The sequence below is a fragment of the Paenimyroides aestuarii genome (assembly GCF_024628805.1).
Classification (GTDB): domain Bacteria; phylum Bacteroidota; class Bacteroidia; order Flavobacteriales; family Flavobacteriaceae; genus Flavobacterium; species Flavobacterium aestuarii_A.
In genome coordinates this window covers 2,160,961-2,182,708 of the sequence record NZ_CP102382.1, presented here as the reverse complement: position 1 = coordinate 2,182,708, position 21,748 = coordinate 2,160,961, and the positions used below count along the sequence as shown (strand labels likewise).

The 21,748-nt window shown below is 34.0% G+C and carries 19 protein-coding genes, 11 tRNA genes and 1 pseudogene; 26 read left to right on the top strand and 5 right to left on the bottom strand.

Annotated features, from left to right (window positions below; all coding sequences use genetic code 11):
* The first annotated feature begins 225 nt into the window (after positions 1–225).
* The 12 genes and pseudogenes from NPX36_RS10590 to NPX36_RS10535 form a co-directional block, all read left to right on the top strand.
* Positions 226–741, top strand: a complete 516-nt coding sequence (locus NPX36_RS10590) for a DinB family protein (protein ID WP_257498667.1) — start codon at positions 226–228, stop codon at positions 739–741.
* Between the two features lie 119 nt (positions 742–860).
* A complete protein-coding gene (locus NPX36_RS10585; protein WP_257498666.1) occupies positions 861–1,772 on the top strand; it encodes a hypothetical protein in 912 nt (303 codons plus the stop codon).
* A gap of 18 nt (positions 1,773–1,790) precedes the next feature.
* A complete protein-coding gene (locus NPX36_RS10580; RefSeq protein WP_257498665.1) occupies positions 1,791–1,925 on the top strand; it encodes a hypothetical protein in 135 nt (44 codons plus the stop codon).
* A 41-nt stretch (positions 1,926–1,966) separates the two neighbouring features.
* On the top strand, positions 1,967–3,781 hold the full coding sequence (locus tag NPX36_RS10575) for a hypothetical protein (protein ID WP_257498664.1): 1,815 nt from the start codon (positions 1,967–1,969) through the stop codon (positions 3,779–3,781).
* Positions 3,782–3,792: 11 nt separating this feature from the next.
* Entirely contained in the window at positions 3,793–4,185 is a 393-nt protein-coding gene (locus NPX36_RS10570; RefSeq protein WP_257498663.1) for a hypothetical protein, read from the top strand.
* A gap of 181 nt (positions 4,186–4,366) precedes the next feature.
* Positions 4,367–5,032 carry a hypothetical protein gene (locus tag NPX36_RS10565; RefSeq protein ID WP_257498662.1) on the top strand — a complete coding sequence of 222 codons (666 nt, stop codon included), beginning with the start codon at positions 4,367–4,369 and terminating at the stop codon, positions 5,030–5,032.
* Between the two features lie 223 nt (positions 5,033–5,255).
* On the top strand, positions 5,256–5,768 hold the full coding sequence (locus tag NPX36_RS10560) for a GNAT family N-acetyltransferase (protein WP_257498661.1): 513 nt from the start codon (positions 5,256–5,258) through the stop codon (positions 5,766–5,768).
* A 284-nt stretch (positions 5,769–6,052) separates the two neighbouring features.
* Positions 6,053–6,979: a hypothetical protein gene (locus NPX36_RS10555; RefSeq protein WP_257498660.1), complete on the top strand. Its 927-nt coding sequence runs from the start codon at positions 6,053–6,055 to the stop codon at positions 6,977–6,979.
* A gap of 158 nt (positions 6,980–7,137) precedes the next feature.
* Complete coding sequence (locus tag NPX36_RS10550; protein ID WP_257498659.1) at positions 7,138–8,004, top strand: hypothetical protein; 867 nt, start codon at positions 7,138–7,140, stop codon at positions 8,002–8,004.
* A 247-nt stretch (positions 8,005–8,251) separates the two neighbouring features.
* Positions 8,252–8,788, top strand: a complete 537-nt coding sequence (locus tag NPX36_RS10545; protein WP_257498658.1) for a hypothetical protein — start codon at positions 8,252–8,254, stop codon at positions 8,786–8,788.
* Positions 8,789–9,018: 230 nt separating this feature from the next.
* A complete protein-coding gene (locus NPX36_RS10540) occupies positions 9,019–9,819 on the top strand; it encodes a hypothetical protein (RefSeq protein WP_257498657.1) in 801 nt (266 codons plus the stop codon).
* A gap of 130 nt (positions 9,820–9,949) precedes the next feature.
* Positions 9,950–10,228 (top strand): annotated as a pseudogene (locus tag NPX36_RS10535) (transposase); the annotation flags it as partial.
* A gap of 18 nt (positions 10,229–10,246) precedes the next feature.
* Here the strand turns inward: NPX36_RS10535 and NPX36_RS10530 are convergent.
* Positions 10,247–12,445 carry a B12-binding domain-containing radical SAM protein gene (locus NPX36_RS10530; protein WP_257498656.1) on the bottom strand — a complete coding sequence of 733 codons (2,199 nt, stop codon included), beginning with the start codon at positions 12,443–12,445 and terminating at the stop codon, positions 10,247–10,249.
* Positions 12,446–12,593: 148 nt separating this feature from the next.
* On the opposite strand from NPX36_RS10530, the gene bshC reads away from it, so the two are divergent.
* Complete coding sequence (gene bshC / locus NPX36_RS10525) at positions 12,594–14,177, top strand: bacillithiol biosynthesis cysteine-adding enzyme BshC (protein ID WP_257498655.1); 1,584 nt, start codon at positions 12,594–12,596, stop codon at positions 14,175–14,177.
* A gap of 186 nt (positions 14,178–14,363) precedes the next feature.
* Here bshC and NPX36_RS10520 read toward each other — a convergent pair whose 3' ends face one another.
* The gene (locus NPX36_RS10520; RefSeq protein ID WP_257498654.1) at positions 14,364–15,584 is read right to left on the bottom strand and encodes a bifunctional folylpolyglutamate synthase/dihydrofolate synthase; all 1,221 of its coding nucleotides are present in this window, start codon (positions 15,582–15,584) and stop codon (positions 14,364–14,366) included.
* 127 nt (positions 15,585–15,711) lie between these two features.
* Between NPX36_RS10520 and NPX36_RS10515 the strand changes: the two genes are divergently transcribed.
* Both NPX36_RS10515 and NPX36_RS10510 read left to right on the top strand, forming a co-directional pair.
* Complete coding sequence (locus NPX36_RS10515) at positions 15,712–16,425, top strand: MotA/TolQ/ExbB proton channel family protein (RefSeq protein WP_257500744.1); 714 nt, start codon at positions 15,712–15,714, stop codon at positions 16,423–16,425.
* Entirely contained in the window at positions 16,406–16,801 is a 396-nt protein-coding gene (locus NPX36_RS10510) for an ExbD/TolR family protein (RefSeq protein ID WP_257498653.1), read from the top strand. Before NPX36_RS10515 ends, NPX36_RS10510 begins: the two co-directional genes overlap by 20 nt.
* 45 nt (positions 16,802–16,846) lie before the next feature.
* Here the strand turns inward: NPX36_RS10510 and NPX36_RS10505 are convergent, their stop codons facing one another.
* From NPX36_RS10505 to NPX36_RS10495, 3 genes are all read right to left on the bottom strand, one after another.
* Complete coding sequence (locus tag NPX36_RS10505; RefSeq protein WP_257498652.1) at positions 16,847–18,193, bottom strand: DEAD/DEAH box helicase; 1,347 nt, start codon at positions 18,191–18,193, stop codon at positions 16,847–16,849.
* 57 nt (positions 18,194–18,250) lie between these two features.
* Positions 18,251–19,009 (bottom strand): C40 family peptidase, encoded by a 759-nt coding sequence (locus tag NPX36_RS10500; protein ID WP_257498651.1) that lies wholly within the window; start codon positions 19,007–19,009, stop codon positions 18,251–18,253.
* Positions 19,010–19,074: 65 nt separating this feature from the next.
* The gene (locus NPX36_RS10495) at positions 19,075–20,253 is read right to left on the bottom strand and encodes a thiolase family protein (RefSeq protein WP_257498650.1); all 1,179 of its coding nucleotides are present in this window, start codon (positions 20,251–20,253) and stop codon (positions 19,075–19,077) included.
* A 255-nt stretch (positions 20,254–20,508) separates the two neighbouring features.
* Here NPX36_RS10495 and NPX36_RS10490 point away from each other — a divergent pair.
* From NPX36_RS10490 to NPX36_RS10440, 11 genes are all read left to right on the top strand, one after another.
* Positions 20,509–20,592: transfer RNA gene (locus NPX36_RS10490), tRNA-Ser, on the top strand.
* A gap of 16 nt (positions 20,593–20,608) precedes the next feature.
* Positions 20,609–20,683 (top strand) — tRNA-Pro (locus tag NPX36_RS10485).
* A 29-nt stretch (positions 20,684–20,712) separates the two neighbouring features.
* A tRNA-Arg gene (locus NPX36_RS10480) sits at positions 20,713–20,786 on the top strand.
* A gap of 32 nt (positions 20,787–20,818) precedes the next feature.
* Positions 20,819–20,891, top strand: a tRNA-Lys gene (locus tag NPX36_RS10475).
* Positions 20,892–20,906: 15 nt separating this feature from the next.
* Positions 20,907–20,988, top strand: a tRNA-Leu gene (locus NPX36_RS10470).
* 21 nt (positions 20,989–21,009) lie between these two features.
* Positions 21,010–21,082: transfer RNA gene (locus tag NPX36_RS10465), tRNA-Lys, on the top strand.
* 39 nt (positions 21,083–21,121) lie between these two features.
* Positions 21,122–21,194, top strand: a tRNA-Lys gene (locus NPX36_RS10460).
* Between the two features lie 39 nt (positions 21,195–21,233).
* Positions 21,234–21,306: transfer RNA gene (locus NPX36_RS10455), tRNA-Lys, on the top strand.
* Between the two features lie 27 nt (positions 21,307–21,333).
* A tRNA-Ser gene (locus NPX36_RS10450) sits at positions 21,334–21,417 on the top strand.
* Positions 21,418–21,433: 16 nt separating this feature from the next.
* Positions 21,434–21,508 (top strand) — tRNA-Pro (locus NPX36_RS10445).
* Positions 21,509–21,537: 29 nt separating this feature from the next.
* Positions 21,538–21,611 (top strand) — tRNA-Arg (locus NPX36_RS10440).
* Positions 21,612–21,748 lie beyond the last annotated feature (137 nt).

Genomic DNA, 21,748 nt, shown 5'->3' with positions numbered 1-21,748 from the left:
CTTCCTTCGTTTTGTCTCCTAATTGTTATTCAAGATGTTTATAAAACTCTTTACATTCTGTTCAAACTCTAAAAGAAGTAAAGGAATGAGGATGGTTCTTTGCGAGAATATATCTTTTAGATTATTAAGCCCCGAATGTTCTCTCATTCCTTTTGCTTTTTATTTGCAAATTTATTACTTTGCAAACATAGGAGCCCCAAAACGTTAGCTGCAAGCAAGACAAAAATGAATCAGAAAAAGGAATTTAGGAATAATGGAGCAATTGGAGCCTTACTTGATGAATACGAAAAGTCATTGAATGAACTCATTGAAACTATTAATGACATTTCAGAAAATGAATTAGCAGAAATTATTGATTTTGAAACTAATGATGAAGATTGCAAGTCAATACAAAACATTCTGACTCACGTTGTCCAAAGTGGATATACCTATGTTGTGGAAATTAGAAAATGGTTGGGTGAAAACGTAGATTATAAAAACAAAATAAAACTTCAAACTGCCCAAGATTATAAATTGGCACTAAATGAAATGTTTAAATACAATGAACAGTTATTTTTTGACTATCCGAATCTTGAATTGTGCGAAAACGACCCGAAGAAAAAAATAAGTGTTCGGTGGGGACAAAACTATGATGTTGAACAACTACTTGAACACGCAATTGTGCATATATTGAGACACAGAAGACAAATTGAAAAATTTAAAGAAAAAAAGCCAGCAGCTAACAATGTATATAAAAAATAGGCGAATTAGTGCTAAATTCAAGTGGTTTGACTCGTATCAAACACCATGCTTAACCGAAAGTTTTGTACTTCGAAATCGCCTACTTTTCATATACTAGACCGTTGCCCACAATTTAAGAAATGCGAACACTCATCATAATTTTAGCTCTAATTGTAATTTCCTGTAAAGGACAAAACAAAGAGGATATTCAGACTGAAAAACCAGTATCTGATGAAATAACAACATCGGATATTGAATTAATTAAGTCAGAAAAACAAAACGGACTATTGATTTTATTCCCTTGCTTTCCTTGTGATGCCAAAAACACATTTTCCGAATTTAAAATTTCAGAGATTAGCATAAAAAATGGATTTTCGGTTTTAGCTATGAACTTTAATCAACATTTATTCTTAAACAAATCGGAAAAACAAAAATTAGCAGAACAATTGGAGAAAATAGTATTAGAAAACAACTTGTCCAAGGAAAACATTTTTATTGGTGGATTTTCGAGTGGTGGAAATGTAAGTCTACTAATCAGCGATTATCTTGTTGCAAGCAAAAGTAAAATCCAGCCGAAAGGAGTCTTTGTTGTGGACTCGCCTATTGACCTTTTAGCTCTTTATAAGACGGCTCAAAAAAACTTGAAAATGGAGTTTTCAGAACCATCAATTCAAGAAGCAACTTGGATAAAAAGTTTCTTTGACAAAGAATTTGGAAATCCTGAAAATGGAATTGAAAATTATGAGAAGTACTCGCCTTTTACTCTCGAAACACAAAATATCGAAAACTTAAAGAACCTTAAAAATCTAAAAATCAGATTTTACACAGAGCCTGATTTAAAATGGTGGCAAGAGAACAGAAAAAATGACTACGAAGACCTAAATGCTTATTATCTTAAAAATTTGTCGGACAAATTAAAAACTGAATTTGGAAGTGAAAATATCGAACTCATAGAAACAGAAAATAAAGGTTATAGAGCAAATGGAGAAAGACACCCTCATTCTTGGACAATTGTGAACGAAAAGGACTTGATGAAATGGATGACAGAATAAAAAAAACTGTGGGCAACAATGGCTATAAGTAATTGCTTGTTCTCGCCTACTTCTGAAAATCCTCGCGGATTTTCAGTTTGGTGTGTGCTTGCAAAGTTAAGTGCAAAACCACGCAACTACTCATACACGCAGACCGTTGGTGGAAATGGTTGAAAAACTAAGCGCTGAAATATTAACACTAAATAAATACAATTATGACAAAAGCAATTTTTAAACGGTTTGTAATGGTTGTCTTCGGACTAACATTTTTGATCTCTTGTCAACAGGATGATTTGCAAAACGTTCCTGATGAAAAAGCAAGTGATGGGTTAAATAGTTTTCTTGGCAAGAAATTAGAAAACCCATATTCTGTAACAAATATGCGTAAGGCATTTAATAGTTTAAAGGCGAAAAATCAAAAAAATGGTGTAGCCTTGCGAACTGATATAAATGAGGATGATGTTGAAGTAACCGATTTGTATGTAAAGTTCTTTATTGAAAATGCTGACCAACTTGATAAGCTTGAAGCTGACTCCTTAAACTTTTCCATTTTACCATTAGATTATGAAATAGTCAAAGAAGGTGATTTGGAAATTGACGAAAACACACTAACAGAAGAAGGTTACTGGCTTTATACTTCTGTTCCTGTTAGTTATAAAATGCCTACAGATACAAGATTTGAAGTTATTGAAGAATTGTTTTTACCCGAATTAGAAGATGACGAAGAAGACGGTATCTTTGAACGTAATAGCAATGCAATATCAAATAAGTTTACTGCATCATTTTTAGAAGAATTAGAAGAAGAATCACTACGATTAACAGGTAATATAGAGCAGAGCGAAGTTCAAGGTTCTGACTTGCAAATGAGAAGACCAAAAAGAAGACCACAAGGACATATTAGAGTTCAGAATACTACAACTGGTGCAATTGACCCTGTAATTGGCGTTAAAGTAAAAACAAGAAGATGGTTTAAATGGGGTAAAGGCTACACAGATAACAACGGATTTTACAGTGTAGATAATACTTTTAGAAGAGATGTAAATTATGAAGTAGTTTTTAAAAATTCTCGTGGATTTAAAATTTGGCCTTCTATCATTAGCGTTACTTCTGGCAGATATAGTGGAGGTAAACATAGTTCTGCGGGGCATAGCATAACATTTTTTACAAATTCAAAGGGTTGGCGTTTTTCTACTGTAAATAATGCAACAGTAAATTATTTCAACTATTGCAATCAATTTGGAGTTGGAACACCGCATTCTAATTTAAGAATAGTTGCGCAAGATGCTACTGGTTCAAGTTCTGCACCAATGCTTAGGAGAGTTTGGGGCTTAATTGGTTTTACAACAAACTCACAACTTGTTACTTTCTTATCAAAAGCAAATGGCTTAACAATAGCTGCTAATAAAATTTGGATTTTAGCAAAGTTAATCTTGCCAGATGTAATTATAAAAGCAGCACCTTCTCAAGGAACGGCAAGAGTTTTTGAAGTTACCTTTCATGAATTAGCACACGCTTCACATTTTAAACAAGTAGGTAGTGGATATTGGATAAAATACATAAACTATATTATTACTTACGGACCTTATGGTGATGGACACGGTATGAATAATGGCGTAGCAGCAGTAGGTGAAATGTGGGGCTACTATTATGGTTATTTTCTTACTTTGCAACATTTTGGAAATAACAACAATAATCCAATTATTAGACCAGTTGCATTAGAAAATTTCACACCTTTTAACAGACCTGATGCTAGAGATATTATAAGACCTAGAGATGCGACAAATAGAATTTTCAGAATGGAGGGTTGGATTCCTGTTGGTATTGTTCACGATTTAATAGACAACAATGCAGATGTTGTTAGACCTGGATTCACCGATAATGTAAATGGTTATACCATTGGTCAAATTTTTGGAGCCTTGAGACCTGGAGTAGAAACCGTTCAAGGTTTTAGAAATAGGCTATTACAAAATAATGGAAACCATCAGCAACAAGCCGTAAATGATTTGTTTAATGCGTATTTTTATAACTAATATTGATAATTATGAAAAAGCTTATAATATTAGTTTTATTAGCATTGTCTTTTATGGGGTGTGAGCCTGAATATTGTTATAATTATTCTATTCTCAATATCTCTCAAAATAATGTAGAACTGTTATTTTATGGAGAAGAAGATTCACAAATAATATTAGAGAATGATAAGCAAATTGAACAATCTTCTTTTTGTGACGATAGAGGAGATAAATCTTATTTCGAATATTATTTAATCGACTCTGTTCAAGTTAAAATAAATAGTATTGTAAAAAAAACCTACTATCCAAATGATACAGGTAAAAGTATTTTTAAAACTCGAGACCGTGAATCTTGGAAATTGGTAGAAAGTAGAGACCATTACAGTAAGTTTGTTTTTGAAATAACGGAAGTGGATTTGCAATAACCACTTCCACCAACAACATATTTGCAAAAGTGTGGCTAAAGGCTTAACTCAAAGTTCTGTACAAGAATAAAGTTAGGTATTTAGCCTAAACTTTTGGTATAAAAACCCCAACTACTCATAGCCAAAACCGTTAGCTGTAACCTTTCCAAAAATGCCGTTAAAGAAATTAAGATTTATATTTATGGGATTAATAAGTTTGTTATCAAGTCTAGGATTCTCTCAAGACCATAAAATTTCGGAAAAATTAGAAAAAATCGGATATTTTGATTTAATAGACGATAACTTAAAAAAAATCAAACTAAAAGAAAAAATTGATTTTGACTACAATGACAATTCAAATCAATATATTGGAAAAGGTTGGTTAACATTCCCAAACGATTATTATATTTCTGACGTATATAATCTAAAAGAATATAAAAATGGTTCTTCAACTTCGGAGTTTAGAGCTTTTGAAGTTTGGTCAAGTAGTTTGTTTAGAGGACAATTTGTTGAATATTTAGAATCAGCAAAAATAGTTTTTGAAAAAAATGGATTAAGATTAGATTGGAAAGACGAAACTTTTGACGAAAATAGTACAGAAAAAATATATCATAGAATAACAGTAAATGAAACTGAATACATTATTTTTTCTGAACAAGTTAATAGAGAAAATATTGGTCAGGCTATGTATGAATATCTAAATTCTTTTAAAAATATTTTAAACAAATCCATTCAGCAACAAAATAAAGATTATAAAGTTATATTAGTAACCCTGCCAGAATATGTAGTCTTTGTCCTATTAAATAATAATATGTTAGTAGATTTCAAGAAAATAATTTCTAAAACAAAGAATAAAATCGAAGAATAAAGGCTACAGCTAACAAGGGCTATACGTAATGCGGGGTCAAGTGAATATTTTAAATTTTCTGCTTGTAATTCGCTTCGCCTTTTGTATATTTAGTGAAAATTTAAAATATATAAACGGCTTCGCTCTACTTCGTGCCGATTTGAAACTTTCAGCTTTCAAATCCCTCACTACGTATAGCCGAAACCGTTAGCGGTCAGCTTAAAAGCAAGCGACACAGAAAGAAATGAACGAAATTCAAAATATAGAAACTGAAAGAACGATAATGCGTAAACTGACAAAAGAAGACGCATCCGATTTCTATAACTTAAATCTTGACAGAGAAGTATTAAAATACACAGGAGACAAACCTTTTGAAAACATACAAGCTTCAATTGACTTTTTAACCAACTACGACCAATATGAAAAATATGGGGTTGGACGACTTGCTGTTATTGACAAAGCAACTACAAAATTTATTGGTTGGTGCGGACTAAAATATAGCCAAGATAAAAACGAATATGATATTGGATTTAGATTTAAGAGAAACTATTGGAATAAAGGTTTTGCTACTGAAACTGCAAAAAAATGTCTTGATTTTGGTTTTACAGAACTTGGAATTGAAAAAGTAGTTGGACGAGCAATGAAAGAAAATGTTGGTTCAATCAGAGTTCTTGAAAAAATAGGTATGAGATTTAAAGAAAACTTTGATTTTGATGGACAAGAAGGAGTAATTTACGAACTAACAAAAAGTAAATAAAAAGCCGAACCGCTAACATCGGTTTGGCAATATGGCGGCTGAAGTGCTTCTATGAAACATTTGTGCAAGGTTCAACAGCAGTAATTCTATTGAACTTTTGTGCTGAAAATCCCCGCCTTCGGCAATACCCAAACCGATGTAGCGAAATCCGCTTACGCTTCTTTCGCTACATCGGGGCGGCGGCTTTGCAAAATCCTTTCCCCGAGCAAGCTCGGAAAAAGAACTTCGCAAAGCCGCCGCCCCGTTGGCAGAAACCGTATGAGAACCGTATAAAAAAAGAAAATATGAAAAAAATTATTGTTTTATTTATTGGAATGTTAATTTCAAGCTGTTCAAATGACAATTCAATTGAGGAGAATAACGAAGTTCTTGAAAATCTAAATAATGTTGAACTGAAAATAAATGGGGTAAATTCAGAAGATAATATTGTGGATGTCAATTCATATTATAGTTGTGATACAGATTTGAATGTCACAGTTACTTCAAAAAAAAATAATGTAACAGGAGATTTAATTGTCTTCAATCTTACAAAACAAGGTGAATTAAAATCAATATATTTTGCTGATAAAAGTGGTGAATTTCGAAAAGATTATTATTCAGCGGATTTTGTTCCATCATCAACAATTACTATTTCTGAATTTGAATTTGTTGAAAACACTAAACTAAAGTTTAAGTTCAACGGACAACTTTTCAAAAAGAAATATAGCTTAAATCAACAAAATGAAACTGTTGAAATAGAGGGCAATGTTGAAATTAAAAAATTTTCAGAAAATATATGCAATACATTTGTCAACTTCATAACTTTGAACAACAACATTAAATTTTCAAACATAACTAGAATTAATGACAACAACCTTCCAAATTCTAGCATTCGATATGAAGGCAATTCATTAAATGGTTACAACATAAATATTAAAAATCTAAATCAAAATTTACCTGACTTACCTCTTGGAACTTACTCTTTTTCTAACAATTCAACAACTGAAAAAATAGAATTTAGAAAATATGTTGGATTACCAAAGTCATTTTCGACAAGCATTATAATTCCATCAGATTGGATTTTATATGAAACACAGGGAAGTTTTACAATCGTTGAAAAAACTATAATTAATGGTTTTCAAGTTGTGAAAATTAAACTTAATTTTACTGCATCACAAAATGGAATAGTCGAATATACTATAAACAATGCAGACTTTATTACAGCTTATTAAAACGGCTATCTGCCAACAGCGGTTTTGCAAAAAAGCGGGTGAAATGGTTAGTTGAACATTCTACCTCGCATCAACTTTTGTGCTATGTTGAAAGTAAGTGCTTCTAAATCCGCCACTTCGCCATGCTGCAAAACGTTACCAGTAATTATAAAACGACAATGAAGAAAATTACAACTATCATTTTCACAATCCTAACATTTGGCTTAGGACAAACATTTGGACAAACGGACAAAAACGGAAATCCCGTGTTCAATTCCGTTTCTAATAACGAAAAATCGTTTGACGATTTTTTAATTCTCTCTAATTATTACACACTCAAAAACAACATTGAAAATAAACAATCCTCTGTGTTCGTTTCTGAAAATCCAACATTAGACCAAGTTGAAAAGGCGGCAGTAAATCTTCCCTCTGACTTTTTTATCTTGACAAAGGAAAGCAAAATGGTTGTTATGGTTATGTTGCAGAACAGCCCTAAACGACAATTTATGACGATTGAAATGCTAACAAATCAACAATCAACTTTCGCTTGCAACCTTGTTGGCGACATTACCGAAAACAGAGCAAACGAAATCATTGAAGAAAAATATGACACGACAGCAACAATTGACAACGGAAAATTGAAATTTAACGGTAAAGAATTTAAAATCATTTCAAGTCAAGAAATTGAACAAGCCGTTTCTGCACTAATAAAAAAAGAAAAATTAAACAAAAAGAAGCCGTCAGACATTATGCTCCCATCAAGGAATGAAATTAGATCCTTCATACTTACCGAAACGAAGGAAGGTGGTAAACTTGACTTTTTTACGGAAATCAAAGGAAAAGAATATGACGGAGTTCAAATAAAAGCAGGAGTGTTTACGACAATACAAAGTGTTGCTCTTTACAATTGGGGACGGGCTTGTTTTGACATTGGCGTTAATACAATTGATGACGCTTACGAGATATTTGCCGAACATAAAGGCAAACCTGTAAACGAGCGAGACAAAGAATATATTAAAGCGGGATTTTACAAAGAATGGGAATAATAACTACCGCTAACACGGGTTTTGCGTCAGGCGGGCTGAAGTGCAAAATTCAACAATAGTAATTCTCTTAGGATTTTGTATCTTAGTCGCAACTTTCGTGTTGAAAATCACCTACTTTTCATTTACTAACCGTTGTGCGTCAGTTGAACCAAAATCGATGAAAAACCTGAGAAACATAGTATTGCTAATATTCACTTTACTTTTTGGAATTGGAAATTGCCAAAAAGTAAATGGCAAAGCAAAAGATGTGGAGGAAATCAAAAATTATGAAAAAGAAATTGACGAACCGATTAATGAATACTTACCCAAAAATTTAATACCAATTCGAGAGAATTTTAAACGGGTAAATTCAATAGAAAATTGGACAGAAATAACGCAAATTGACATTTGGGAAACTACCGAAGGTGGATTTGTAAATTTCTATTTTCAAGCACATAAATTGGAAAAAATAATTACTCGCCACTTTGGAGAAACAGCACAAAAAATGACAGAATATTACTTGTTAAACGGAGAATTATCTTTTGTTTTCGAGAAATTTTATAAATACAACAGACCTATTTACTGGGATTCTAAAGCCAAAAAAGAAAATAATGATACTGAAGTCTTCGAATTTGAGAAATCCGAAATTATTGAAAATAGAAGTTACTTTACAAATGGAAAACTTTTACACCAAATAAACAATCAAGATTACAGTTCCCCATTTGCAACTGACTACATTTTAAAAGAACAAGAAAGGCTTTTGTCTGAATTTAATAGATTGATAAAATTAGAAAAACAAAAATAAAAAAAAAACTGATAACACCAGTAACCCTTGCAAAACTCCCATTTTTGATAACATTTAGAATATCTAACCTTGTTTAAAGCCTTTTAAAGAAGATTTGTTATCTGTTTTGTGTACTGATTTTTTGTTCGGATATGTGCAAATACATTTTTTTTGAGTATAATTAATCTCTAAAAATAAAATTGGATATCTACAAAAGTTGTATTTTTAAAGCTATTTTCCATCTGAATTATATGAAAGAAATCCTATACATACTCACGACAATACTTTTCTTTTCATGTACAGAGAAAACAAAAATTAATCAATCTGAAAATACGCAAATAAAGGAAGAAATTTTTTATAACGATACTATTAATTCCAGCCAGCCTATTAAAATTTCGCAACAAGAAAAAGAATTTAATGACTTTTTAGAGTCTATTAAAAAATTTAAACTTCAACCAATTGATACAATACTAATTAGTTATGAGACAAAACAACTTGAAGAATATGAAATAGGAAAAAATAGCATTAAAATTTTTAAAAAAGACAGTTTAAATATAGATTGGATTAAGATCAACTCAAACAGGATTATTATTGAAAAACTAAAATCCATTAATCCTAGAATTGATAACGAATATGAAGAAATGTTCTGTAACAATGTCCAAAAGGTGAAATTATATAATTTTAATAATGATGAAATTATCTTTATAGAATTTACCTCTCATCCTTGTACAGGACTTGGCTGTAGTGTTACTGATTATTTGATTTATGATGTAAAAAATAATCAAGTTAACCTATTCGGTAACTTTAGAACCGCTGATTTAGACCTCTATAATTTCCCTATTGATTCTAATCTAAATTATATTTCAACAGAGTATCAAGGAGATTTTCATGGAGCAACACCAATACATTTTATTAGCAAAGTTTACTCATTGGATAAAAATGGAAAATTTCACCTTAAAAAAGATTTGAAAGGGAAAGATTATTTTTATAAAATTTCAACTTTTCCAAATGATAAAACTAAAGCATTTGAATATGAAAGAAATTGGTTTTAAAAATCCTTTTTATAGTACACAGAATCTCTCCAGCACAATCAAGAATTTAAGTATTCCTTTCAATAAAACACACATAATCAGGCTTCATCAATGAGCCATGAAGGTATGCATAGGTTATTTGTAGGAAAGCATTCAATTGGACTTATTTCAATCAGTTAAAGTTAAATTAGAAACACCAAAAACATCAAACCAAAAAGATTATAAGCCGCAACCTTATATCTTTAGAAAATCAAGAAAAAGAATTGAAACTTTGTTTTCTCAGATGTGTGACCAATTCATAATTAGAAGAAATTACGCCAAATCATTTGAAGGATTTAAAACAAGAATTTTAGCAAAAATAACATCGTTAACTTTAGTTCAATTTATCAATAAGTTTCTATTTAAAAGACCAATTAATCAAATCATTTAATTTCACCCAACGGGTTAATTAAACAATTAACAATCCAAAATTGCGCAATTGTTCGCCTTGTTTTGAGAAAATAAAAGGTTCAAAATCTTGATTGGTGTAGGCTTCAAAACTGTTTTTCATTTGTTGATAGGACATTGTTCCTTTAGAACTTTCTTTTAAATCATTACAAAACTGTACCAACCACTCTCCTATTTCTTTATCCACATCAATTTGCAATAAATCATTTTTAGAATGCACATTTATACGGGCTTTTTCAAACGTTTTGCCTTTTTTCGATTTGGTAAAATATTCCAAAACAGGTTTTGTAACCAACCAAATCACTTTTTGGGTTGATTTAAAGCTAGGAAAATTTTCATTCTCTAAAACCGATACTATATAATCGTGCGGAATTTTAGTGCGCGGAATTTTAAAATCGAACCATTCTTGCAATTCAAAATCAAAACACAAACCGTGCATATAATTAAAAAGTGATTTTTTCAATCCGAACGAAAACTTGTCGTGAATGGCACCCGATTTTTCTTTATGCACCAAATCATTGTTGGCAAATGTTCCTTTTTCTTTTGAAAGATTGATCACATCAAACGCTTCTGGATTCAATCCAACCGGACTGTGAGCGGTCATGGCAAACTGATGCCAAAAACCCGATTGCATGATGCCAACCTCAAACATTTGTCGAACCATTTCCAATGAATCAATCGTTTCTTGTGCCGTTTGTGTTGGGAAACCATACATTAAATATGCATGTACCATGATTCCGGCTTCGGTAAAATTTCTGTTTACACGCGCCACTTGTTCAACCGTGACGCCTTTGTCAATCAATTGCAACAATCTGTCTGATGCCACTTCCAACCCGCCCGAAACTGCAATACAGCCCGATGCTTTTAATAATCGGCACAAATCTAAAGTAAAATTTTTTTCAAACCGAATATTCGTCCACCACGAAACCGAAAGTTTGCGTTTTATAATTTCTAACGCCACTTCGCGCATTAAAGCCGGTGGTGCTGCTTCATCAACAAAATGAAAACCGCTGTTGCTTGTTGTGGCAATTAATTGTTCCATTCGATCAACAATTTCCTTGGCAGCAATGGGTTCATAAATCTTTATATAATCTAACGAAATATCGCAAAAAGTACATTTTCCCCAATAACAACCGTGTGCCATCGTTAGTTTATTCCAACGTCCATCGCTCCACAAGCGGTGCATGGGATTCACCACTTCAATCACCGAAATATAGTTTGATAAATCGATATCGGTATAATCCGGGCAACCTACTTGGCTTTGCTTATAATCGGGTATCAGCGGATTGTTGCTGTATTTCACTTCATCATTTTGCAACAAAAAAGTACGCTTTAATTCACTGGCAGAAATTTCATTATTCACAAAACGAATCAATTGTTCGGTTGGTGCTTCGCCATCGTCTAAATTAATAAAATCGAAGAATTGAAACACACGCACATCAGACAATGAACGCAATTCGGTATTTGGAAAACCGCCGCCCATAACCATTTTAATGTCTGGATAATTTTGTTTGATAAACTGCGCACAACGAAACGCACTGTATAGATTTCCTGGGAAAGGAACCGAAAAACCAACAATTTTAGGTTTTGTTTTTTCTATTAATTCGTTCAGACTTTTGAGCGTGATTTGGTCGATATACGTTGGTTCGTGGTGCAACTTTTCATACAATTCATCAAAAGAATTGGCAGATCTCCCCAAACGTTCGGCATAACGGCTGAATCCGAAATTTTCATCGACTGTTTCTATGATAAAATCTGATAAATCTTCTAAATAAAGCGTGGCAAAATGCTTGGCTTTGTCTTGAAAACCCATCGACCCAAAAGCCCAATCCAACTCATCTAATTGCGAAAAACGGCTTGCTTGAGGTAAAAAATCATCTTGAACAATAGCATTTGCCAACGTTGGATTTTTTCCCTGAAGAAACGAAATCACTGCATCAATCGAATGAATATAATCCGTTTTTAAAGCAAAAATCCGTTGTGCATTTTCACCCAACACACAATCATGCTGTTCCACAAAAGCAAACAAATCAATTAATCCTTGTTTGGAAAACAACTTCAAAATCACTTCTATCCCTAAATCGGCTTGATAGGAAGAAATATTTTTGGTGTTTAAAAATCCTTTTAAATAAACCGTGCCCGGATAAGGCGTGTTCAATTGCGTGAAAGGCGGCGTGATGAGTAAAATTTGTGTCTCCAAACAATGAAAAATTTAAGCAAAAATACGATTTACTTATCATTTTTTGGTGTGATTTCGCTTTTTAGTCGTTTATAATTTTACCAATAATTTATAGTTTATATGGTGCAACGATTTTAGTATTTTACTAAATTTGAAAAAAATCAGATAAATGTTCCAAATTCCCTACGAACAAACCGGCTATTTCTCTAAATTAATGATTGATTACCTTGGTAAAAACAATCAGTTGAGCAGTTTATACAACCGTTTTCCTTCTATAGAAAATTTTAAAGACCAGATTTTAGAAAAGCAAACAAATTTCTCCAGTGCAAACCGAGAGATACTTGCCGAGAGCCTGCAAAATCAATATGCTCATTTTTCGGTAACAGCTGCCACTCAGAACAACATCAATCGTTTAAAGGACACCACCACTTTTACGGTAGTTACAGGGCATCAGCTGAATTTGTTTACAGGACCGCTTTATTTTTTGTACAAAATAGTTTCTACAATTAATTTATGTAAGGAATTGAAAAAGACGTATCCCGAATACGATTTTGTGCCGATTTATTGGATGGCGACAGAAGATCATGATTTTGATGAGATTAACTTTTTCAATTTCAACCAGAAAAAATTTCAGTGGAATAAAGAAGTTTCAGGTCCGGTTGGCAGATTGAATACCGATGGATTACAGGCTGTTTTTGAAGAATTTAAAAAGCATTTACCCTTAGGAAATCACGCCAACGAACTAGCTAATTTATTTGAAAACGCTTATTTGAAACACCACAATTTAGCCGATGCTACCCGGTTTTTAGCCAATGAATTGTTTGGCAATGAAGGTTTGGTGATTATTGATGGGGATGATGTGGCATTGAAAAAACTATTTATTCCGCACATTAAAGAAGAATTGACTAATCAGTCGTCTTTTAAGGAAGTCGAGAAAAGTTACGCTATTTTAAAAGACGCTATTATTCAAGTGAATCCGCGTGAAATTAATTTGTTTTTTATTGAAGACGGTTTGCGTGAACGTATTGTTTTTGAAGATGATTTTTATAAAGTTTTAAATACGGAACTACAGTTTACAAGAGAGGAATTGTTGCATTTGGTGGATACCAACCCAGAGAAATTCAGTCCGAATGTAATTCTACGTCCGCTGTATCAGGAAGTAATTTTACCAAATTTATGCTACATTGGCGGTGGCGGCGAATTGGCTTATTGGTTAGAGTTGAAGGAAGTTTTTACTTTGCACAACATTACCTTCCCGATGCTTTTGTTGAGAAACTCTGTTTTACTGGCAACTGAAAAACAAAATCAAAAACGAGCGAAATTAAACCTTTCGTGGGAAGAATTATTTTTAAAAACAGATGAGTTTCAACAAAAGAAAACAAAAGATTTCGCTCAAAATATATTCGATTTTGAACAGCAAAAACAGTTTTTAAAAGAACAATTTGCAGCGTTAAAAGAAGTTGCCTTACAAACCAACAAATCTTTTATTGGTGCTGTAAATGCGCAAGAAGTTAAACAAATTAAAGGTCTAGAAAATTTAGAAAAACGCTATTTTAAAGCCGAACGTTTAAAAAATCAGGATCATTTAGACAGAATGCTCGATTTAAAAATTGCTTTGTTTCCAAACAACAGTTTGCAGGAACGCGTGGATAATTTTTCAACTTTTTATGTTGATTATGGTAAAGAAATGATGGATATTTTGTTAGAAAACTTAAATCCGTTGGAGCAGCATTTTGCAGTCGTGGTTTTGTAGCTAGGCATGCGTTAGGGATAGCAACAGAAAGCCCACAGCGAGGAGACACGACGAGCGAGGACTTGTCGTGAATAGCCCGACCCCCTATTCTTTTGCGGAATTTTAATACTTTGCACCAATGGTGTTTTAAGCCTATATCTTGGTTATGAAACGCAATTTTAGGGGGAAACGCCCAAAAAGAAATTTTTAAATAACTTCACCCACCACAAAAGTACTTCCGCCGATGTAAATTAGGTCGTTTGGTGTAGCATGTTGTTTGGCAAACGCTAAGGCATTGGGAATGGTATCAAAAACCGTGGATTGGAAACCGTTTGCTATTAATTTTTCTTTTAAAATGTTTGCATCTAAACCGCGAGGAACATTTGGCTTTGCAACAAAATAATGGGCATTTTTGGGTAGCAATGGCAAAATAGTATCAATATCTTTATCGTTTACAACGCCAAAAACCATATACAATTGATCAAATTTTTGTTGCTGAACTTGCTTCATTACCAGTTCAAGTCCGTTTTTGTTGTGTGCTGTATCTGCAACAATCAAAGGTTTTTCAGACAAAACGGTCCATCTGCCTTTTAATCCCGTATTTTTTTGAACATTCAAAAAGCCTTGAACCACTGCTTCATCGGCAATTTCAAAATGGTTTTTTAATAACTGAATTGCTTGATAGGCCGTTTTTTTGTTGTGCGTTTGATAATTTCCTTTTAAATCGGAGTCTAAATCGGGTATATTTTTGATTGCAGATGCAAAATAAATTGGTGCATTTTGCTGTTGCGCCACTTGCTGAAACACGTCTTTGGTTTGATTGGTAAATTCACCAATAACCACAGGGATTTTGTTTTTAATGATTCCTGCTTTTTCTGCTGCTATTTCTTCTAAAGTATTGCCCAAAACATTCATATGATCCCAGCCAATATTGGTAATAACACTCACTAATGGCGTGATGATATTGGTAGAATCTAAGCGACCGCCTAAACCAACTTCGATCACTGCGATATCAACCTTTTCGTCTGCAAAATATTGAAATGCCATGCCCACAGTCATTTCAAAAAAACTTAATTTATTCGTTTCTAAAAATGTTTTGTTTTTCTCAATAAAATGTACCACAAAATCTTTAGTTATTTCTTCGCCATTAATGCGAATGCGTTCGCGAAAATCAACCAAATGTGGAGAGGTGTACAAACCTACTTTTAAACCACATTCTTGCAAAACAGAGGCTATTAAAGAAGATGTAGAACCTTTTCCGTTGGTACCGCCCACGTGTATGGTTTTAAACTGCTTTTCGGGCTGGTTTAAATGGGCAGAAAAAAGCAACGTTTTTGTTAAATCTTTCTCAAAAGCAGCGGTGCCAATTCGCTGAAACATGGGCAGCTGTGCAAACATCCAATCTAAGGTTTGGGAATACTTATCCATAAAAGCAAAAAATGTGTTCTATTAATTTAATTATCTGATATTTTTTTCATTATTTAGCACAAATAATTTTTTCAAAAATATCAATCTACAAAAATCATTTTTTTTACGCGTTAAATAAAACTTTATGATGACATTTTTTTTGCAAGCTGCACCTGACAGTTTAACCCAAACAACACAAGCCATTGTAGAAAACGTTGCCACAACTAAGGAACTTTCTTTGTTTGAGTTTGTTATGAAAGGCGGTGTTTTTTTAATACCAATTGTAATTTTATTTATTTACACTATTTATCTAACCATTGAAAGATATTTGTTTATTCAAAAAACAGCAAAAAAAACCAATTCTGGTTTAATGGATTCTTTAGGCACACAATTAAACTCTGGAAATTTAGATTTAGCAGTAGCTTCTGTTCAAAGAGAAGATACTTCGGAAGCTAAAGTTTTGCACGAAGGTTTGCTTACAATTGGAAGACCCATTTCAGAGATTGAGTCGAATATGGAAAAAGTTACCAATATCGAGATTGCAAATATGGAACGAAAATTGAACCATTTAGGAACCATTGCTGGTATTGCGCCAACATTGGGTTTTGTGGGGACTATTTCGGGAGTAATTAAGATTTTTTATAATATTTCGATTACTGAAAATATTAGTATTGCCAATATTTCTGGAGGATTATATGAAAAAATGATCAGTAGTGGTGCCGGATTAATTGTAGGAATTATTGCTTATGCCGCATACCACATGTTGAATGGAAAAATTGATAATTTTGCCTTACGTGCTCAGAAAATCATCTTAAAATTTATTAACATAATACAACGACCAAATGGCCATAAAGAGAAATAGACGATTTCATGCGGAAGTCGCCACTTCATCGTTAAGCGACATCATGTTTTTTCTGCTACTTTTCTTTATCATTATATCTACTTTAGCAAACCCAAATGTAATTAAAATGACATTGCCTAAAGCAGAATCAACAGAAAAAACAAACAAACAGCTAATAACTTTATCTGTAAATGAAAACAAAGAATTTTTTATTGATAAAGAACCCGTTAATCCACAAGATTTAGAAGCGCATTTGCTAGCAAAGCTAGGCGAAGATAAAACCCAGACTGTGGTGGTAAGAATTCCTTATAACTTACAGGTACAAGATTTGGTAAATGTTTTACAAATTGGTGTTAAGAACAATCTTAAATTTGTAATTGCAACTAATAAACGATAAATTGAATTTTAAAAAAAACTGAGCTTTAGATTAAGCTCAGTTTTTTTATTTTTTCTTCCTTTTTTCTGCTCGTTTGCGTTCTACAGCTCGGTTTCTTGGTGCCGATTTTCTAGGGGTGCGTTTACCGGGACCGCCTAAATTCACTTTTTTGTTTTTATCTTTTTTCTCGTGAAAAGCTTCACCACGCTCATTATCGATTTTACGTTTGTTGGTTTTCATTTTAACCTTATCCTTTTCAAACTCTAAACGTTGCTCTTCTATTTTTACATGCGGTGGAATTTCATGTAACGGAATTTCATAATCCATTAAAGATTCAATTTCAAAATGGGTTTCTTCTTCTTTAGGGCTCACAAAACTTATGGCAATACCGTCTTTATCGGCACGCCCTGTTCTACCAATTCGGTGAATGTATTGTTCCGGAATTTCGGGCATTTGTAAGTTAAAAACGTGTGTGATATCGGTAATATCTAATCCACGCGCCATTACATCGGTGGTTACCAAGCCCCGCAATTCACTATTTTGAAACAATTCCATTGTGTTTAAACGGTAATTTTGTGTTTTGTTGGAATGTATCACGCCAAATTGTTCTGGAAATGCTTCTTCTAAATGTTCTAAAACATAATCTGCCAAACGCTTGTTATTTACGAACAATAACACACGCGTGGTGGTTTCATCGGTTGTTAAAATATCTTTTAAAATGTTTAATTTCGTAAGAAAATTTGGTACGATATAAGCACTTTGTTTGATTTTTTCTAATGGTGTTCCCGATGGTGCCAATGAAATTTCTTCTGGAAAATTGAAGTATTCATCTAACAGTTCATCTACTTCTTCGGTCATGGTGGCAGAAAACAAAATATTTTGTCGTTTATCTTTCATCATCGAGAGAATGGATGTTAATTGGGTACGAAAACCCAAATTCAATATTTCATCGAATTCATCAATCACCAGTTTCTGCAAATTATCAAAGCGTAAAATATTATCGAGCGCCAAATCCATCACTCTGCCGGGGGTTCCCACCAAAATATCAATTCCGTTGTAAACCGATGTTTTTTGTGTATTGATGTTTACTCCTCCATAAATTCCCAAAACACGGATAGACATATATTTGGTTAATTTTTCAACTTCTTCTACCACTTGAACAACCAATTCGCGGGTAGGAACCAATATCGCAACGCGAGGTGCATCGGTTGGTTGAAATTTCCATTGTTTTAGTATAGGTAATAAATAAGCAAATGTTTTTCCGGTTCCGGTTTGAGCAATTCCCATAACATCCTTTCCCGATAAAATTGCATTGAATGATTTTTCTTGAATGGGTGTAGGGTTTACAAAGCCTAAATCATCGATTGCTTTTTGTAAAGATTTTGGTAGATTGAATTGCTCAAATGTTGCCATAAAAAAATATTTTGGGCAAAGATAAGCATTCTAGAAAGGAAATGTGGAATTAAACAATCAAATGATTTTTTTTATCACGCGAAGTTTGTGTGTATGGCGGCCACTATCGATATTTAGAATACCTAAATGATCTAAACGGTCAATACGCACTTTACCGTGTGCATGAATGATATAGTTGTTTTCCATGATGATGCCTACGTGAATAATTTGCCCTTCTTCGTTATCAAAAAAAGCCAAATCGCCTACTTCGCTTTCTTCAATAAAGCTTAAAGGTTCGCCAATTTTTGCTTGTTGAGAAGCGTCTCTGGGAATATAATATCCGTTTAAACGATACACCATCTGCGTGAGCCCTGAACAATCGATGCCAAAAGGGGTTTTTCCGCCCCAAAGATAGGGTGCGTTTAGGTATAAAAAAGCAGTTTGTAGAAGGTTTGCTTTGGGCTGAATTCCAGTAGTTTGATTTCCATCAAAAATAAGAGCATTGGAATTAATATCAGGAAAATTTAAAAAAGACAAATCGCTTCCTAACGAAACAGGCATTAACGTGTTTGCACCTGTGACATAATCAATTAAATCTGCACAATATTTTTTAGGTGTTTGCTGTAATTGCAAGTATTGACTTTCAGAAATGGTAATAAATTGTTTGTTATCAATCCATCCTTCATATAAATCAGTAGATAAGGAAATTTTAGACCATTTTTCTTTTTGTTCTAAAATAATAAATGTTTCTCCGAAAAGAACTTGAGTAACTAATTCACTTCTATCCGAAGGCTCAAAACGCAAAGGAACAATTGCTAAATTACAAATTGCAAACATATTTAAGTTTTAAAGGAAGATGAGAAGGAATTTGATGTACCTTCTCATCTTTATAAAATATATAATTAAACCTTTTCTATAACAATTGCCGATGCACCACCGCCACCATTACAGATTGCAGCTGCACCAATTTTACCATTGTTTTGTTCTAAAATGTTTAATAAAGTAACCACAATACGTGCTCCTGAACACCCAAGTGGATGACCTAATGATACAGCACCTCCGTTCACATTTACTTTTGCAGGGTCTAATTCTAGAATATTTGTGTTTGCAATACCAACCACTGAAAAAGCTTCGTTAAACTCAAAGAAATCAACATCGTTGATAGCAACACCTGCCTTATCTAAAGCTTTTGGTAATGCTTTTGCGGGTGCGGTTGTAAACCATTTTGGCTCTTGTGCTGCATCTGCAAATCCTTTTATGTATGCTAAAGGTTTTAAACCCAATTCATTTGCTTTCTCTTCGCTCATTAAAACCACTGCCGCAGCACCATCATTAATAGTAGAAGCATTTGCGGCTGTAACAGTACCCTCTTTTGTAAAAGCAGGGTTCAATGCCGGAATTTTCTCTAACTTCACATTGGTATATTCCTCATCTTTAGTAACCATGATAGGATCACCTTTTCTTTGCGGAACCGCTACCGGTACTACTTCGTTATCAAATTTACCTGCATCCCAAGCAGCTGCGGATCTTTTATATGAATTGATAGCAAATGCATCTTGCTCTTCTCTTGAAATGTTGTATTTAGTTGCCGTTGCATCTGCGTAAACGCCCATTGCTTGATTTTCATACGCATCACTTAAACCGTCTTTTTGCATACCATCAATAAAGTTGGTTCCGCCAAACTTAACACCGTTTCTTAAATGAGCGTAATGTGGAATCATACTCATATTTTCCATACCACCAGCAACAACAATAGCTGCATCGCCATTTGCAATTGCCTGTGCGCCTTGCATTATTGCTTTCATCCCAGAAGCACACACTTTGTTTACCGTAGTACAAGGAACCGAATGAGACAATCCAGCCAATATAGCAGCTTGGCGCGCAGGAGCCTGACCAACGCCAGCTTGCACTACATTCCCCATTAAAACTTCTTCAACTTTATTTGGATCTAAATTGATTTTATCTAAAGCACCTTTAATTGCTGCTGCACCTAATTTTGTGGCAGGAACGGAAGATAATGCGCCCATAAAACTACCAATTGCAGTTCTCGCAGCTGATACAATTACTACTTTTTTACTCATAAATTATTAAAGTTTTGTTTCATGCGAATGTACTAAAATTAATGCTTTTTTACAACATTTTTTTGACAATCAAATTACAGCCTGCTTTTTGTTCGTTTAATATGAAAAAATAAATAATACTTTATTTTACTGATTATTAATAGAATGGTAGTGTAAAACATTTTGTTTTTAAAAAAAATACAATAAATACTTGCAAAGTCTTAAATCTCGTTATACATTTGCAACCGCTTAACTGATTTAAGATGAGTTGTAGCAGGAGAGGTGCCGGAGTGGTAACGGAGCAGATTGCTAATCTGTCATCGGGTAACCGATGCCAGGGTTCGAATCCCTGTCTCTCCGCGGTTAATGACCAATTCGGGGTGTAGCGTAGCCCGGTCATCGCGCCTGGTTTGGGACCAGGAGGTCGCAGGTTCGAATCCTGCCACCCCGACATTTTAAACAGTTGTTTGTTTAAGGTTGGGTCCAATAGCTCAGCTGGATAGAGCAACTGCCTTCTAAGCAGTAGGTCTCAGGTTCGAATCCTGATTGGATCACAAAAATTAAGATTCTTTGTTAGAATCGTTTCGACTCGATAGCTCAGTTGGTAGAGCACAACACTTTTAATGTTGGGGTCCTGGGTTCGAGCCCCAGTCGGGTCACAATTGAAGTTTACAGGCCGCGTGGAGGAATTGGTAGACTCGCCATCTTGAGGGGGTGGTGCTGAAAGGCGTATGGGTTCGACTCCCATCGTGGTCACGAAAAAGTCGAAATAATATTGACTCGATAGCTCAGTTGGTAGAGCACAACACTTTTAATGTTGGGGTCCTGGGTTCGAGCCCCAGTCGGGTCACAAAATTTTATTGATAAGTTACGAACTTTTTGGTTCAATGACTCGATAGCTCAGTTGGTAGAGCACAACACTTTTAATGTTGGGGTCCTGGGTTCGAGCCCCAGTCGGGTCACAAAATTTTATTGATAAGTTACGGACTTTTTAGTTCAATGACTCGATAGCTCAGTTGGTAGAGCACAACACTTTTAATGTTGGGGTCCTGGGTTCGAGCCCCAGTCGGGTCACAAAAATCATATTCTTTTAGATTTTTAGGAGAGGTGCCGGAGTGGTAACGGAGCAGATTGCTAATCTGTCATCGGGTAACCGATGCCAGGGTTCGAATCCCTGTCTCTCCGCGGTTAATGACCAATTCGGGGTGTAGCGTAGCCCGGTCATCGCGCCTGGTTTGGGACCAGGAGGTCGCAGGTTCGAATCCTGCCACCCCGACATTTTAAACAGTTGTTTGTTTAAGGTTGGGTCCAATAGCTCAGCTGGATAGAGCAACTGCCTTCTAAGCAGTAGGTCTCAGGTTCGAATCCTGATTGGATCACATACAAATCGTACTTAATTAGTGCGATTTTTTTATGTGTATATCTACTTGTTTTAAGCTTTATTGACATTACAAATAGCAGTGTTATTTATGCAGTTGAAAATTTTGTGATAGTACATTTAATTGCCTTTTTTTAA

Bases quoted from the DNA above. Each gene is read 5' to 3' on its own strand.
- NPX36_RS10590 (WP_257498667.1), top strand. From the start codon at position 226: ATGAATCAGAAAAAGGAATTTAGGAATAATGGAGCAATTGGAGCCTTA.
- NPX36_RS10585 (WP_257498666.1), top strand. From the start codon at position 861: ATGCGAACACTCATCATAATTTTAGCTCTAATTGTAATTTCCTGTAAA.
- NPX36_RS10580 (WP_257498665.1), top strand. From the start codon at position 1,791: ATGGCTATAAGTAATTGCTTGTTCTCGCCTACTTCTGAAAATCCTCGC.
- NPX36_RS10575 (WP_257498664.1), top strand. From the start codon at position 1,967: ATGACAAAAGCAATTTTTAAACGGTTTGTAATGGTTGTCTTCGGACTA.
- NPX36_RS10570 (WP_257498663.1), top strand. From the start codon at position 3,793: ATGAAAAAGCTTATAATATTAGTTTTATTAGCATTGTCTTTTATGGGG.
- NPX36_RS10565 (WP_257498662.1), top strand. From the start codon at position 4,367: ATGGGATTAATAAGTTTGTTATCAAGTCTAGGATTCTCTCAAGACCAT.
- NPX36_RS10560 (WP_257498661.1), top strand. From the start codon at position 5,256: ATGAACGAAATTCAAAATATAGAAACTGAAAGAACGATAATGCGTAAA.
- NPX36_RS10555 (WP_257498660.1), top strand. From the start codon at position 6,053: ATGAAAAAAATTATTGTTTTATTTATTGGAATGTTAATTTCAAGCTGT.
- NPX36_RS10550 (WP_257498659.1), top strand. From the start codon at position 7,138: ATGAAGAAAATTACAACTATCATTTTCACAATCCTAACATTTGGCTTA.
- NPX36_RS10540 (WP_257498657.1), top strand. From the start codon at position 9,019: ATGAAAGAAATCCTATACATACTCACGACAATACTTTTCTTTTCATGT.
- bshC (WP_257498655.1), top strand. From the start codon at position 12,594: ATGTTCCAAATTCCCTACGAACAAACCGGCTATTTCTCTAAATTAATG.
- NPX36_RS10520 (WP_257498654.1), bottom strand. From the start codon at position 15,584: ATGGATAAGTATTCCCAAACCTTAGATTGGATGTTTGCACAGCTGCCC.
- NPX36_RS10515 (WP_257500744.1), top strand. From the start codon at position 15,712: ATGACATTTTTTTTGCAAGCTGCACCTGACAGTTTAACCCAAACAACA.
- NPX36_RS10510 (WP_257498653.1), top strand. From the start codon at position 16,406: ATGGCCATAAAGAGAAATAGACGATTTCATGCGGAAGTCGCCACTTCA.
- NPX36_RS10505 (WP_257498652.1), bottom strand. From the start codon at position 18,193: ATGGCAACATTTGAGCAATTCAATCTACCAAAATCTTTACAAAAAGCA.
- NPX36_RS10500 (WP_257498651.1), bottom strand. From the start codon at position 19,009: ATGTTTGCAATTTGTAATTTAGCAATTGTTCCTTTGCGTTTTGAGCCT.
- NPX36_RS10495 (WP_257498650.1), bottom strand. From the start codon at position 20,253: ATGAGTAAAAAAGTAGTAATTGTATCAGCTGCGAGAACTGCAATTGGT.